The sequence below is a fragment of the Sulfitobacter sp. 1A15106 genome (assembly GCF_043556995.1).
Lineage (GTDB): Bacteria > Pseudomonadota > Alphaproteobacteria > Rhodobacterales > Rhodobacteraceae > Sulfitobacter > Sulfitobacter faviae.
The window spans coordinates 1-14,226 of sequence record NZ_JBIFFM010000015.1; the positions used below are offsets into that span (position 1 = coordinate 1).

At 62.9% G+C, this 14,226-nt stretch carries 12 protein-coding genes, 1 tRNA gene and 1 pseudogene; 8 read left to right on the forward strand and 6 right to left on the reverse strand.

The features are described 5' to 3' along the window. The first annotated feature begins 269 nt into the window (after positions 1–269). A complete protein-coding gene (locus ACGYKA_RS18255) occupies positions 270–539 on the forward strand; it encodes a hypothetical protein (RefSeq protein ID WP_394414512.1) in 270 nt (89 codons plus the stop codon). A gap of 72 nt (positions 540–611) precedes the next feature. Here ACGYKA_RS18255 and ACGYKA_RS18260 read toward each other — a convergent pair. Further along, a pseudogene (locus ACGYKA_RS18260) lies at positions 612–770 on the reverse strand (SDR family oxidoreductase); the annotation flags it as partial. Between the two features lie 256 nt (positions 771–1,026). Beyond that, complete coding sequence (gene hisI / locus ACGYKA_RS18265) at positions 1,027–1,500, reverse strand: phosphoribosyl-AMP cyclohydrolase (protein WP_394414510.1); 474 nt, start codon at positions 1,498–1,500, stop codon at positions 1,027–1,029. Positions 1,501–1,688: 188 nt separating this feature from the next. On the opposite strand from hisI, the gene ACGYKA_RS18270 reads away from it, so the two are divergent. The 3 genes from ACGYKA_RS18270 to zigA all read left to right on the forward strand — a co-directional run bounded on the left by ACGYKA_RS18270 (position 1,689) and on the right by zigA (position 4,181). Continuing rightward, positions 1,689–2,177, forward strand: coding sequence for a phosphoribosyl-AMP cyclohydrolase (locus ACGYKA_RS18270; protein WP_394414507.1), 489 nt, complete (start codon positions 1,689–1,691; stop codon positions 2,175–2,177). After that, entirely contained in the window at positions 2,174–2,809 is a 636-nt protein-coding gene (locus ACGYKA_RS18275; RefSeq protein WP_394414504.1) for a DUF1826 domain-containing protein, read from the forward strand. The genes ACGYKA_RS18270 and ACGYKA_RS18275 overlap by 4 nt, the downstream gene beginning before the upstream one ends. Positions 2,810–2,960: 151 nt before the next feature. Continuing rightward, positions 2,961–4,181, forward strand: a complete 1,221-nt coding sequence (zigA, locus tag ACGYKA_RS18280; protein WP_394414501.1) for a zinc metallochaperone GTPase ZigA — start codon at positions 2,961–2,963, stop codon at positions 4,179–4,181. Between the two features lie 596 nt (positions 4,182–4,777). Here zigA and ACGYKA_RS18285 read toward each other — a convergent pair. The 4 genes from ACGYKA_RS18285 to ACGYKA_RS18300 form a co-directional block, all read right to left on the reverse strand. Further along, a tRNA-Gln gene (locus tag ACGYKA_RS18285) sits at positions 4,778–4,852 on the reverse strand. A gap of 62 nt (positions 4,853–4,914) precedes the next feature. After that, positions 4,915–6,258 (reverse strand): mechanosensitive ion channel domain-containing protein, encoded by a 1,344-nt coding sequence (locus tag ACGYKA_RS18290; protein WP_394414498.1) that lies wholly within the window; start codon positions 6,256–6,258, stop codon positions 4,915–4,917. Positions 6,259–6,325: 67 nt separating this feature from the next. Next, positions 6,326–7,318, reverse strand: a complete 993-nt coding sequence (locus ACGYKA_RS18295; RefSeq protein ID WP_394414545.1) for an NADPH:quinone reductase — start codon at positions 7,316–7,318, stop codon at positions 6,326–6,328. A gap of 80 nt (positions 7,319–7,398) precedes the next feature. Next, the gene (locus tag ACGYKA_RS18300; protein ID WP_271689927.1) at positions 7,399–7,878 is read right to left on the reverse strand and encodes an SH3 domain-containing protein; all 480 of its coding nucleotides are present in this window, start codon (positions 7,876–7,878) and stop codon (positions 7,399–7,401) included. Positions 7,879–8,063: 185 nt separating this feature from the next. Here ACGYKA_RS18300 and ACGYKA_RS18305 point away from each other — a divergent pair, with 185 nt between their 5' ends. From ACGYKA_RS18305 to ACGYKA_RS18320, 4 genes are all read left to right on the forward strand, one after another. Beyond that, the gene (locus ACGYKA_RS18305) at positions 8,064–9,050 is read left to right on the forward strand and encodes a 2-hydroxyacid dehydrogenase (protein ID WP_394414542.1); all 987 of its coding nucleotides are present in this window, start codon (positions 8,064–8,066) and stop codon (positions 9,048–9,050) included. 100 nt (positions 9,051–9,150) lie between these two features. Continuing rightward, on the forward strand, positions 9,151–10,554 hold the full coding sequence (locus ACGYKA_RS18310) for an FAD-binding oxidoreductase (RefSeq protein ID WP_394414495.1): 1,404 nt from the start codon (positions 9,151–9,153) through the stop codon (positions 10,552–10,554). Positions 10,555–10,836: 282 nt separating this feature from the next. Next, positions 10,837–13,329, forward strand: a complete 2,493-nt coding sequence (locus ACGYKA_RS18315; RefSeq protein ID WP_394414492.1) for an FAD-dependent oxidoreductase — start codon at positions 10,837–10,839, stop codon at positions 13,327–13,329. Further along, positions 13,326–14,072: a hypothetical protein gene (locus ACGYKA_RS18320; protein WP_394414489.1), complete on the forward strand. Its 747-nt coding sequence runs from the start codon at positions 13,326–13,328 to the stop codon at positions 14,070–14,072. The genes ACGYKA_RS18315 and ACGYKA_RS18320 overlap by 4 nt, the downstream gene beginning before the upstream one ends. The last annotated feature ends 154 nt before the right edge of the window (positions 14,073–14,226 follow it).

Below are 14,226 nucleotides of genomic sequence, written 5' to 3' on the forward strand. Positions count from 1 at the left end.
CATCATCATGATGATTATGTTCGTCGGGCGGGTCGGGCCCTTGGCAATCGGGTTCTTCCTCGCCACGCGCAGCGTTCCAAAGGTGAAATATCCGGCGGGGCAGATTTATTTGGGGTGAGGAAAGGAATTTGTCGGCCCGCCTCTGCGGCTTTCGGAGCTTCCGTGACAAGGCAGAGGTTCGGTTTCGACCCGTCTTGACCGATGCTCCGATGTGCTAGCGTGAATGTAATTTCTACGTGTCGGCTATGCCTAATGTAGGGCGTTTGGATATGGATCACACCACAATCGTCGAGCTTGTCGAAAATGTCGCGTGGCTCGCCCTCACCAGGGAACCGAGCAAAGCGCGTGCCACCGGTCCCCGTGCCCCAACTCGGCACCGCTACCGAAAAGCCTTTTGCGCGGTCTTTGAGGGCGTCAATATCGATTCCATCGCGGTACAATTTCTCGCCCAAAGCGTCGTAGTCATTTTTCAGGTCTGTGTAGCGCGTCGCGTTCTGGGCCTCGATGATGGTGGTATTGATCATGATTTTCTCCGATAAAAACCGCGCGCCCGGCCCTCTTTTCAAAGCGGGCGCGCAGATTGGACCGTGGGGTGATGTCTTTGCCCTCGCTCAGCGGGTAAAGGCCTGCACGTTGCCAGCGTCGACGTTTACGATGTTGCCGGTCGATTTTGCCGATTGTTCCGAAGCGAAGAAATAAGCCGCTTCCGCGATGTCTTCGGGTAGAACTGAACGTTTGAGCATGGAGCGCTGACGATACATTTCCCCAAGCCTCACGCCGGATATGCTCCGGTTTCGGTAAGGGCGGGATCGCGGAGCATTGCGGCAGGACTGGCTCGGCGAATGTCCGGCTGCAACCTATTGTATTGAAAGTCCTACCGCATGTCGCGTTTCGACACGAAGCTTCGGTCAGCGCTGAAAGTCTATCCTCTCAGCCGATCGACCGCGGCGCAGGGGCCGGCATCTAAAGAACTTCGGCTGCGTCCATTCGCGGGCGCAGCTTCTCCGTCCCCCTCCTGGGACCGGATCAGAGTTGGGTTGGGTTCGGCACGTCGCCGTAGACGGCCATGGGGTCGAATGTCTTGTCATCCTCGACAAAGACCAGCGGCGCGCCGGCATCTGCCCCATGCGGGACGCTGCGGTAAAAGCAGGAGCGGTAGCCGACATGGCAGGATGCGCCTGAGCCAGTGACGGCGACACGCAGCCACAGCGCATCCTGATCGTCGTCGATCCGCGCTTCGACCAACTTCTGAACCAGACCGGAGGTCGCGCCCTTGTGCCACAAGACCTGCCGCGCCCGGCTGAAGTAACGCGCCTCTCCGGTCTCTATGGTCAGGCGGAAAGCCTCGGCGTTCATCCAGCCCAGCATCAGGACCTCCCCCGTGGCGGCATCGGTGGTGATGCAGGGCATCAAGCCATCCGACCCGAACTTGGGTGCAAGATCAGTGCTTTCCTCGACCTGCTCCACGGAGCGGCGGGAGTCAAAGTTCAATGCGGGCATCTTGGTCCTTTCGAGTCCCTTGCGTGAAGGTATGTTATATCATAACAAGCCGTGACGAAAAGCAGATATCTCACGGAAAGGAGACCCCATGACGGCCGAGGATACACGCGTTCCCGTCACCTTGTTGCCGGGGTTTCTGGGCTCGGGAAAGACGACGCAGATTGACAGACAGGACAGAAGGACACCCCATGCAAATCACCCAAGACGAAATCGATCAGGCACTGAAAACCTGGGGCGAAGGCAAGATCGCCATCTCAAAGGCGTTCGAGCAGGGCGGGATCGAAGCCGCGCGCAAGGTCGCCTCGGCCAATATCGACAGCTACTACGGTTTTGACCTCGGCCCGGTTCTGTTCAAACCAACCATGGCCAGCGGCGCGCAGACCTTCCGTCCGACCAAGGCCGGGGCCCTCGCCTATTTCTGCGGCCATTCCGAGGAATACCCGCTCGACAACGGCTTTGCGATCATGGGCTGGGTCGCGTCCGAGAGCATCACCTCGGCCAGCTTCATCCAAGGCGATGTCGCGATGTGGATGGGCTGGGTCTCGCTGACCAACAAGGACGGCACCGTCACCACGGTCGACAAGAGCTTTGGCTACAAGAAGGACGCGACAGGCACCCTGCGCATCGTCCTGCACCATTCCTCATTGCCCTATCAGCCGTCGGAGGCAGGTTCATGATCCTCGACACCATTCCACCGCTGCAACGCTGCACCAGCCCCGCGGGCCTGTCATCTATCCGTGACCCCGGCACCGCCGCGACAGTCTGGGAGCGCACACCGCTGCCGGGTTTCCAGGCCTGGATCGACGCCCTGCCGCCCAGCCAGCTGCCCCGCGCGCGCGTCATCCTGCGGCCCGAGGCGGTCTGCGACGCGCTGATCGAGATCGCGGATTTTCACAAGATGCCGGACTGCCCGGAGCGCAACATATTGATCGAAGACGCCGCGGCGCTGGCGCTGATCTTCGGCGACCTGATGCGCTGCGACCATGTTCAACTCCGTCTCGACGTTGTCGACACCAATGCCTGCAGCAAGTTCCACATCGACGCGGTAACCGCGCGGCTGGTCTGCACCTATCGCGGGACCGGCACGCAATACGGCATCTCCGAAAGGGGCAAGGAGCCCGCCGAGATCCTCACTGTGCCGACAGGCTCTCCGATCTTCCTGCGCGGAACGCGCTGGCCGGAAAGCCCGCCGGTGGGCCTGCTGCACCGCTCGCCTCCGATCGCGGGGACCGGGGAGACGCGTCTGCTGCTAGTGCTGGACCCGGTCACCGACCCCGAGCAGGATGACGACGCGGTCTATATCCACTGATCGTGACGGTCCGTTTGGGACGGTAGTTGTGCAGCGACTTCAGGCCGCCGTCCCTCCCCATCCTCAGCGGACGCCGCAAACCGGGTTGCAGTCAGTCCTTCGCACACCCAATGTGATGATATAACATATCACTTAACTAATGGAGACCCCCATGCCAGCCAGCGATAAACGCCTGCCTGTCACCGTCCTGTCGGGCTTTCTCGGCGCCGGGAAGACCACGCTTCTTAACGACGTTCTCAACAATCGCGAGGGGCGCCGCGTCGCCGTGATCGTCAACGACATGTCGGAGGTGAACATCGATGCCGATCTCGTGCGCGACGGCGGTGCCGACCTGAGCCAGACCGAAGAAAAGCTTGTCGAGATGACCAACGGCTGCATCTGCTGCACCCTGCGCGACGACCTGCTGGACGAAGTGCGTCGCCTCGCCGAAGAGGGGCGCTTCGATTACCTGCTGATCGAAAGCACCGGCATATCCGAGCCGCTGCCCGTGGCCGCGACCTTCGATTTCCGCGACGAAAACGGCGAGAGCCTATCAGACGCCGCGCGCCTCGACACGATGGTCACCGTGGTCGATACGGTGAACCTGCTGAACGATTATTCCAGCCATGACTTCCTGCGGGACCGCGGCGAGAGCCTGGGCGATGCGGACGACCGCACGTTGGTCGATCTACTGGTCGACCAGATCGAATTTGCCGATGTCGTGGTGCTAAACAAGGTCTCCGACGCCGGGCCTGAGAAGCTCGACGCCGCGCGCAAAATCATCACCTCGCTGAACCCCGATGCGCAGATCATCGAAGCGGACCAAAGCAAGGTTCCGGCCGACCGTATCATGGGCACCGGCCTGTTCGACTTTGACAAGGCGCATCTGCACCCGATGTGGGCCAAAGAGCTTTATGGCTTCGCCGACCATGTACCGGAAACCGAGGAATACGGCGTGTCCTCCTTCGTCTACCGCGCGCGGCGTCCGTTCCACCCACAAAAGATCCATGATGTCCTCACCGGCGATCTGCCGGGCGTCATCCGCGCGAAGGGTCATTTCTGGATTGCGACACGTCCGGACTGGCTGGCGGAGTTCTCGCTCGCTGGCGCACTTAGCAACGTCAAACCAATGGGCAACTGGTGGGCGACGGTGTCGCGCGAACGCTGGCCCGATCACCCGCAGGCCCGCGCCTATCTCGCGCAGCACTGGCAAGAGCCTTACGGCGACCGCCGGCAGGAGTTGGTGTTCATCGGCGCAGGCATGGACAAGACGGCGATCACAGCCGCCCTCGATGCCGCCCTTGTCGGCGACGAGAGCAACTTTGTCCCTCACCAATGGGAAGATCTGCCCGACCCCTTCCCCGGCTGGCGCCGCGCCCCTGAGGCTGCTTGACGACATCGGCGGAATAATCAGGGCCGGGAGCGTATCCCAGCTCTAAGGCGAGGTGTTGTTCAGCGACGCCTCGCAAGCGCCGACAGCGCAAAGAGGATCGCCACAAGGCAGACGATTGTGGGCCCGGTGGGCGTATCTAGCCGTCAGGCTGCCATCCATACGCTCGACCATCCGCACGCGATGCGCCGATGCCACGCAACGGGCGAGCTCAGCCTTAAAGAAGGCTGAGACATCTGCCGTGGGCAAGTCGATATGAAGGACGTTGTCGAGCATTCGGTCCACGTGTGCGGTCAGTCGCACGCATAACCTAGTCGCTGCCGAGTGATCCGTCGTCCCCAAGGAGACCATCAGTGGCAAATGGTATGTGGAAAACTTCGGGATCCGCCGGCGGACGTAGAATCGCCCGCGTCTGGTGCAGAGGTAGGGAATAGTGACCATGACGACCGCCTTTCGAGTCGGCCATCGCTCGGGACGGCGTGGCGGACTACCCGCGCGGTCTGTGCGACCTCATGTGTAAACGCCAGTGTAACCTGCTCTTCAGCCCTACGGAGCTGATAAGGCCAAGCTTCTGAAAAACTGAATGTTTTCTGAGGTGTTGGCTGGGATGGTAGGATTCGAACCTACGGTACACTGTACCAAAAACAGTTGCCTTACCACTTGGCTACATCCCAACACAGGGCGCTAACTAAAGTTCTCTGGCCCGGGGTGCAAGACCCGTTTTAAAGAAATTAGCCTATTCTTCGGCTGCATCAACAGAGAGCAGGTCTTTGCTGGGCAATTCGGCACGTTCCTGCGCGACGATGCGGGTCAATTCCCGCTCGGTTTGGGGCTCGACGGGCTGAACAGCGGCGGGATTCGTGGGTGCGGCTGCCGTTTGGGGCGAATCGATGGGTCCGTCCGAAGGCGATTCGCTTTGAGAGATCAGCTGATAGGCTGGTGGCCCCGCGGTGAGGCCCGCCGCATCGAAAGCTGAGAGGGTCAGGCGAATCGCTTCGCTGCGGGCGGCGAGCAGATCGGTGCTTTCTTGATTGATCCAACCGGCGAATTGCATGTTGATCCAGTGATCGGCGACCTCGTCCACCCAAGCGGCGGCTTCGGGGCTGGACAGAACGAAGGGCAAACCGTTCAGCACCTCCAGCGCCAAATCACGGGCGCGGGCCAGATCGGCGTCGCTGGCGACCGAGAGGGTAAAGGTGAACCGCCGCTCGGCGTTGCGTGAATAGTTGATAATCCGGCTTTTAAAAACGGTGGCATTGGGGATGCGCAGGTGGTTGCCGTCAAAGGTCAGCAGGATCGTGGCGCGGCTCGTCAGGCGGATCACCTTGCCGGTGTCGCCGTCGATCTCGACCGTGTCGTTGGGGCGAAAGGGCTGGCGGATCGACAGCATGATGGAGGCGATGAAATTCTCGACCGTGTCGCGCACCGCGAAACCGATGGCGAGGCCGACGATGCCCGCCGCGCCAAGGATGCCCGAGAGCAGCGCCGTGGCGCCGAGGATATCCAGCGCCACCACCAGTGCGGCGATGACAAAGGCCAGCCGGATGATCTGGCGGTAAATGTCAGCGATGAACGCGTTGGGGGCGAGCCGATCCCACGGGTTGCGCAGCCGCGCCAGCGCGAGGCCGGCGACGACGATCAGGCCAAAGACCCCAAGCGCCACCAAGGCCAGCGGCAGGAAGGCCAGGGCCTGCGCCATCCGGTCGCGGAAGCGTTCTACGGCGGGGTTGAGCCGCTCGGTCACATCGGTGCTTTCGCGCACCTCGTTGCGGATCGCCACCACCCCTTCGACACGGCCCGCCAAATCGTTCAGCCGCGCGGCGCTGGCGGTGTCGAGCGTGGTGCCGGTCAGCGTGACGATGCCGGAGGCGACAGAGACGCGGACCTTCTCGAACCCCTCAAGCTCGCGCAGGATGGCGCGGATGCGTTTGGCGATAGCGGCGTCCGCCGTGGCATCGCCTTCGACGGCGATGGTGCCCTCGGGCTGGTCGCTGGTCTGCGCGAAGGCCGGGGCGAGCGGCAGCGCAAAGGTCAGCAGCAGACACAGGAATAGGCGGGGCAGGGCGGCGGTGAGACGCATGGGGGAACTCCGTCAGCGGGAAGGGCCACCGCCCCACGGGTGGGCGGCAGCTTGGCCAATTAGCGCGTTACCCCTGACAATCGAGCAGCACCGCCCCGCTGCGCTGTCCGGCCTCGACCAACTCATGGGCGCGGGCGGCCTCAGAAAGCGGCAAGACCGTGTCGACGGGGCAGCGCAGGGCGCCGTCCTCCAACGCGTGGTGCAACCGGTTGATTGCCTGTTCGCGCGGGCCTGCGGGCAGCAGGTAGATCAAGATGATGTCGATGGTGACCGCTTTGAACAGCAGCGGATAAAAGGGCAGCACCGGCGACATTTCCGCCGCCGAGCCATAGGCGGCGATGCGGCCATTGGGGGCGATGACCTCGGTGTCGGTGGTGATGTTCAGGCCGAACTCCGTCTCGACGATGGTGTCGACCGGCTTGCCGCCATTGGCATCGAGCACGGCGGCGGCGAGATCGGGGTCGGCGTAGTTGAACACGGCATCGGCGCCTGCATCGCGGACCAGATCGCTGTCGCGCGGGCTACAGGTGGCGATCACCTTGGCCCCGCCCCATTTGGCCAGTTGCACGGCAAGATAGCCCACCGTGCCTGCCCCGCCTTGGATCAGCACCGTTTCCCCGGCCACCCCGCCGCCGCCAAAGACGGCGTGGCAGGCGGTCAGCCCCGGAATGCCAAGCTGCGCGCCGACCTCGGACGAGACGCCATCGGGCAGGGGCACGGCTTGATGTGCGGGCAGGGTGATCTGCTGCGCCGCCGTCCCAAAGCCGCGTTGCCACTGGCCGTTCCAGATCCAGACCTTCTGGCCCACGCGGGCAGAATCGACGCCCGCGCCCACGGCGATGATCTCGCCCGCGCCGTCGCTATGAGGGATGACCTGCGGGAAGGGCGGTTTGCTGACGCCGGGGCGGGTGCCTGCGCGGGCCTTCACGTCCGATGGGTTCACGCCCGAATGGCTGAGCGCGACGCAGACCTCTCCGGCTTGCGGGGCGGGGCTGTCGACCTCCGACAGGCGCAGCACGTCGGCGGCGGCTCCGAATTGGTCATAGGTGATGGCTTGCATGGCGCTCTCTCCGGCTTGAATTTTGCGGGCAGAGTGGCGCATGCGTCGGGATCATGCAATTGCGGTGGCGAGGGCGGGCGCTACTCGCGCAGTTCCTTGGGGCCGACGCCCCAGAGCCGCACCTTGGGCGCCCAGCCTGTAAAACCGCCCGAGCGCAGCTCGCACCATTCCAGCGTGCATTCGCCCAGACGGGCCACGACGCCGAGCTCAAGCCGCGCCACAACGGCGGCTTTGGGGTCGGGATTGATGCGCAGTTGCAGCATGTCCTGTTCGACCAGCACCGTGCGGGTGCCCGACAAAAGCGAGTAATGCACCCAGCCGCCCATACCGTCGCGATCTTCGACCCGGCGCCAGTGGCCATGTTCGGCGGTGATCCTGAGCGGCAGGTCGCGGCGTTTGTAAACCCAGTCGATCCGGTGCGACAGGGACGGGCCGCGGCGCACATTGCCTTCGGAGGCTTTCATCGAAACGAAACGGGGCAGGGGCAGGTTCGTGACCTGACCACGCGCCTCTTCTGCAACGCCGGAGGTCGGCTGTGCCAAAAGCAGCGCGCCCACCATCAGGGCGCTGCGAAAGAAAGCGGTTATCATGGAATTGCCTGCTATGCGGTTCACTGCTGTGGGTCGGTGCTGTGCAAATCTGCGGGTTATTGTTGCTCTTTTTCGGGCGCGAGTTCTTGTGCCTCGTCGCTGCATGAGACACCATGCCCGCGAAACGAGGCGACGCCAAGACCGGGAGAGCAGGCATGTCAAAGAAGCGGTTGAGTGTTGTAGTGACGCGACGGTTGCCAGAGGCCGTGGAAACACGGCTGTCAGAGCTGTTTGACGTGACCCTACGCGAAGATGACAAGCCCATGACCCGCGAGGAATTGGGCGCGGCGATGCGTCAGGCCGATGTGCTGGTGCCCACGATCACAGATGAGATCGACGCGCCGCTGATCACGCAGGCGGGCGAGCGGTTGAAGCTGATCGCCAACTACGGGGCCGGGGTCGATCACATCGATGTGGCCACCGCGCGCCAGCGCGGCGTGCTGGTGTCGAACACCCCCGGCGTGCTGACCGACGATACCGCCGATATGACCATGGCGCTGATCCTTGCCGTGACCCGCCGCATGCCCGAGGGCATGGCGGTGATGCAATCGGGCAATTGGGACGGCTGGGCGCCCACGGCACTCTTGGGGGGCCGCGTTGGCGGGCGCCGTCTGGGCATTCTGGGCATGGGCCGCATCGGTCAAGCCGTGGCGCGCCGGGCGCGGGCCTTTGGCATGCAGGTGCATTACCACAACCGCAAACGCCTGCGCGAAGAGATCGAGGGCGAGCTAGAGGCCACCTATTGGGAGAGCCTTGATCAGATGGTCAGCCGGATGGACGTGATCAGCATCAACTGCCCCCATACCCCCAGCACCTTCCATCTGATGAACGCCCGCCGCTTGGGACTGATGAAGCCCGACGCGGTGATCGTGAACACCTCCCGCGGGGAGGTGATCGACGAGAACGCGCTGACGCGGATGCTGCGCTCGGGCGATATCAAGGGCGCGGGGCTGGACGTCTATGAACATGGCCGCGAGATCAATCCGCGCCTGCGCGAGTTGAAGAACGTCGTGCTGCTGCCGCATATGGGCTCCGCCACATTGGAAGGGCGGATCGAGATGGGCGAGAAAGTCCTGATCAATATCAAGACCTTCGATGATGGCCACCGCCCGCCGGATCAGGTTGTGCCCTCCATGCTCTGACCCACGGACGGCTGCGGCAACGCGGACCTTTCGTGTGATTAATTTACAAAGATGCCGCCGCAAGATTTTGCGGCGTGAGGATGCTATTGGGAGATAGAACGTGACGAAAATCGCAGATTTGCCGCGAAATGAGGTGGGGATCGCCGCCGCGCTGGATGTGTTGCAACAAGCCTTCGGGGACAATCTGCTGACCGGCCAAGCCATTCGCGAACAGCACGGCCACACCACCACATGGATCGACACGCAGGCGCCCGACGCGGTGGTCATGGCGCGTTCGACCGAAGAGGTGGCGCAGGCGGTGCATATCTGCGCCGCCCATCGGGTGCCGGTGATCCCCTTCGGGACGGGCACCTCTCTCGAAGGGCATGTGAACGCCCCGGCGGGCGGGATTTGCATCGATGTCATGCAGATGGACCGCGTGCTTGAGGTCAATGCGGGCGATTTGGATTGCCGGGTGCAGCCTGGCGTGACCCGCGAAGCGCTCAACACCCATCTGCGCGATCAGGGGCTGTTCTTTCCGATCGACCCCGGCGCCAATGCGTCGCTCGGGGGGATGACCGCGACGCGGGCCAGCGGCACCAATGCGGTGCGCTATGGAACGATGAAGGACAACGTTCTGAGCCTTGAGGTGGTTCTGGCTGATGGCCGGGTGATCCGCACCGGCGGGCGGGCGCGGAAATCTTCGGCGGGCTACGATCTGACGCGGCTTTTCGTGGGCTCGGAAGGGACGCTTGGGATCATCACCGAGATCACCCTGCGCCTGCAAGGCATCCCCGAGGCGATGTCCTCGGCCCGCTGTTCTTTTCCGGCGGTGCAAGCTGCCTGCGAGACCGTGATGGCGGTCATCCAATACGGCCTGCCGGTGGCGCGGATCGAGCTTTTGGACGCCGATGTGGTTAAGGCCGTGAACGCCTATTCCAAGTTGACCCTGCCCGAAACGCCGCTTTTGCTGCTGGAATTCCACGGCTCCGAAGCCGGGGTGGTGGAACAGGCCGAGACCTTTGGCATGCTCTCGGAAGAGTTCGGCGGCAGCGGCTATGCGGCGACGACGACCCCCGAAGAGCGCAGCAAGCTATGGCAGGCCCGCCATGACGGCTATTGGGCGGTGCTGGCGCTGAGACCGGGCTGCAAGGCGGTGGCCACGGATGTCTGCGTGCCGATCTCGCGCCTCGCCGATGCCGTGGTGGCGGCCCAAGCGCGGGCGGAAGAGTTGCAGTTGATCGCCCCCATCGTGGGCCATGCAGGGGACGGGAATTTTCACGCGTCTTTGTTGATCGACATGGAGGACCCCGAAGAAGTCGCGCGCGGCGAGGCATTCGTCAGCTGGTTGGCGGAACTGGCGATTTCGATGGACGGGACCTGCACCGGCGAACATGGGATCGGGCAGGGCAAGCGGCCCTATCTGCGCAAGGAATTGGGGGCCGCGGTGGATGTGATGGCGACCCTAAAGACGGCGCTGGATCCGCAGAATATTTTGAACCCGGGGAAGATTTTGCCGGGGTGAGTTGGGTGTTTCGCCCTGATGTTGTGCGGCGGGAGGGGGCGTGCAGGGTATTTGGGAAAGGATGAAGGTGGGGGCGGTGTGGTCTGCCTAGATGTTGTGCGGCAGGAGAGGTGGTGCAGGGTATTTGAGAAAGGATGAAGGTGAGGGGGCCCGCTGGGGCTGAGGTGGCGCTTTGGGGGAGCGGGTGAGGTCGGTTTTTGGCGATGTTGGGTCGGCTGCTGCCTGCGGGGCGTGGTGCTGCTGCGTACAACGGGAGTGGGCCTAGCGCAGGGGGATTGGCAGATGAAAACGCAAGTCAAAGCATTGGTTGTCGGGGGCGGCGCGGTTGGCACGTCGATTGCCTATCATCTGGCGAAGGCCGGTTGGGATGATGTGATGCTCTTGGAGCGGGACGAGTTGACCTCTGGCTCGACTTGGCATGCGGCGGGGCTTTTGCCTTTGTTCAACATGTCTTATGCGACGACTCATATTCATCAGTATTCGGTCGAGTTTTATAAGAGGCTGGAGGCGGAGACGGGGTTGAACGCGGGCTTTGCCGTGGTGGGCAATCTGCGTATGGCCCAGACGGATGCGCGGATGGATGAGTATATGCTCTATGCTTCCACCGCCGAGACCTGTGGTGTGCCCTATCAATGGCTTACCCCCGATGAGATCAAGGCGAAGTGGCCGCTGATCGAGACATCGGATTTGAAGGGGGCGCTTTATCATCAGACTGATGGCTATATTAACCCCGCCGATGTGACCATGGCGATGGCCAAGGGCGCGCGGCAGCGTGGTGTGGCGATCGAGCGCAAGTGGCAGGCGGATGGGTTCCATTGGAATGGAACGCATTGGGAAGTGACCTGCACCAAGATGGTCGAGAAGGGCGGCAACCTTGTGCCGTCGGACGAGCAGATCGTCATTACGGCGGAACATGTGGTGACTGCGAGCGGCAACCATGCGCAGCGCACGGCGCGGATGCTGGGCATCAAGATGCCAGCGGTTCCCGTGGAACATCAGTTCATCGTCATGGACCGCGATCCGGCCTTGGTCGATTACCGGGCGGCGGGGCATGGGGAACATCCGGTGATCCGCGATGCCGATGCGCAGAGCTATGTGCGCGAAGAGCGTGGTGGCTGGATCCTTGGGGTTTATGAGAAGGGCGCGCCGGCGCGGTTTGAATATGGGGTGCCAGACAGTTTCCGGGCCGATCTGTTTCAGCTCGATCTTGAGCGGATCGAAGAGCAATATATGGCGATGAACCACCGCATCCCCTCGGCCGAGGATTGCGGGCTGAAGGATGATTTCAACGGGCCGATTTGCTATACGCCCGATGGCAACCCCTTGGTGGGGCCAGCGCCGGGGCTGCGGAATATGTGGCTGGCGGAAGGGTTTTCCTTTGGGATCACGGCGGCGGGCGGCACCGGCTATTATCTGGCGCAGATGATGGTGGAGGGCGAGTCCGAGATCGATATGGCGAGCCTTGATCCCAAACGCTACGGCGATTGGATGACCACGGAATATGCCGCGCGCAAGAATGAGGAAGCCTACGACCACGTTTATATCCTGCACCATCCTGACGAGGAGCGGCCCGCGTGCCGTCCGCTGCGCACCTCGCCCGCCTATGACCAGCAGGCGGCGCGGGGGGCGCAGTTCGGGCAGGTGAATGGCTGGGAGCGGCCGAATTATTTTGCGCCCGAGGGGTTTAGCGATCACGACAGCCGCTCGTTCCGGCGCGGGGGCTGGTGGCAATATGCGGTCGATGAGGCGCGGGCGATCCGTGAGGGGGTCGGGCTGATCGATGCTACGGCCTTTACCAAACATCTGGTCCGCGGGCCGGGGGCGACGGCGTTTCTGAATTGGTTCACCTGCAACAAGCTGCCTTCGGTGGGGCGGATCAACCTGACCTATGCCTTGACCGGGGCGGGGACGACGCGGACGGAATATACCATCGTGCGTTTGGCGCAGGACGAATATTACCTCGTCTCGGCGGGGGCATGGACGGCCTATGACAGCGATTATCTGCGCAAGGCGATTGCCGATAAGATGCCTGAGGTCGGCTACGTGGAATGTCATGACGTGACCACGCAGTGGGGTGTTTTCGCGATTGCCGGGCCGAAGTCGCGTGATGTGCTGGGCGCTTTGGTGCGGGATGCGGAGCCGGAGACGGTGCTCAGCAACAAGCGGTTTCCGTGGCTCACCATGCGCGACATCGAGTTGGGCATGGTGCCGGTGCGCGCGATCCGGGTGGCCTATACCGGGGAGCTTGGCTGGGAGTTGCATCACCCGATCGAGATGCAGAACCATCTGTTCGACCAGTTGGAGAAGGCAGGCACGCCGCATGGGATGAAGCTGGTCGGCGCGCGGGCGCAGAACTGGCTGAGGCAGGAGAAGAGCTATCGCGCCTTTGGGCATGAGTTGGGCCGGGATGCGACGCCTTTGGAAGCGGATTTGCCGCGCTTCGTGGACCTGAACAAAGAGTTTCACGGGAAGCAGGCGATGGTCGATCACGGCATCCGCGCGAAATGCGTGACCGTGCTGATCGACGGGCCAGAGGATGCCGACCCTTGGGGCCGCGAGGTGCTTTACAATGGCGAGAGCCGGACCGGGCGGCTGACCTCGGGGGGCTATTCCGTGGCCTTCGGCAAGAGCATCGGCATGGGCTATGTCAAACCCGAGGATGCGGTGGTAGGCACGAGGCTGAAGGTAAAGATGCTTGATCAACTGTGGGAGGCCGAGGTGGTCGAAGACAGCCCCTATGATCCTAAGAACCAGCGCATCCGGGCGGACGGTTGATCCGGCGCGGGCTGCTGGCACTCTTTTGCGTATTGGCGCTGACGGCGGCGCTGCTGCGCGACAATCCCGTGGTCGGCGCGGCGCAGGGCTATGCCGCGGATGTGGCGACCACGGCGGCGGCCTCTTATGTCACGCTGCGCACGTTGAATGCCTTTCTCTCCACCGCGCAGGAGATCGAGGTGGGGCTGTCCTTCATCGCCTCCGGCTCGGCGCGGCCTTTAAAGGTGTTGGAGCCGATTGACGACACGGTGGAGCGGATCGCGGGGCTGGTTTTCGGTGTCATGGTGGCCACGGGGGTGATCGCCGTGGCGCTTGGTCCGGTGAGTGCGATTGGGCTGGGGCTGTTGTCTGTCGCACTGGCAGTTTGGACCTTGAGCAAGCGCGGTCATGCGGGGCTGCCCCGGCGGTTGGCATGGTATGGCGGGTTTTTGGGGCTGGCGCTTCCGCTTGCCTTGGTTGTGTCTGAGCCGCTGGCGGGGACGCTCACCGAAGGGGTCTATCTGCGGAACATGGAGGTGATCGAGGAGATCACCGCCCATGTTGGCGGCAGCGAGGCTTTGGGTGAGGAAGAACCGGGTTTGACGGAGTATCGGCAGCTTGCCAGCAACCTTTGGAGCCGCGCGGATGAGTTGATCGGCGCGCTTTTGGCGGTGCTGGGGGTGCATGTATTTCGGATATTCTTGTTGCCGCTTTTGTTGGTGGGCGGGCTGTTCGTTGTGGCGCGGTATTATGCGCGGGGGTGAAGGCTGGCGTGGCGTCTGGGGGGCGTTGTGCAGAGGTATTTGGGAAAGGATGAAGCGGGCGGGGTGGCGTTTTCGTTGGAGGCGTTTGGTTTGGGAGTAACCGATCGCGTCGCCTTTGCGGCGGGGTGGCGCAGAGGTATTTGAGAAAGGATGA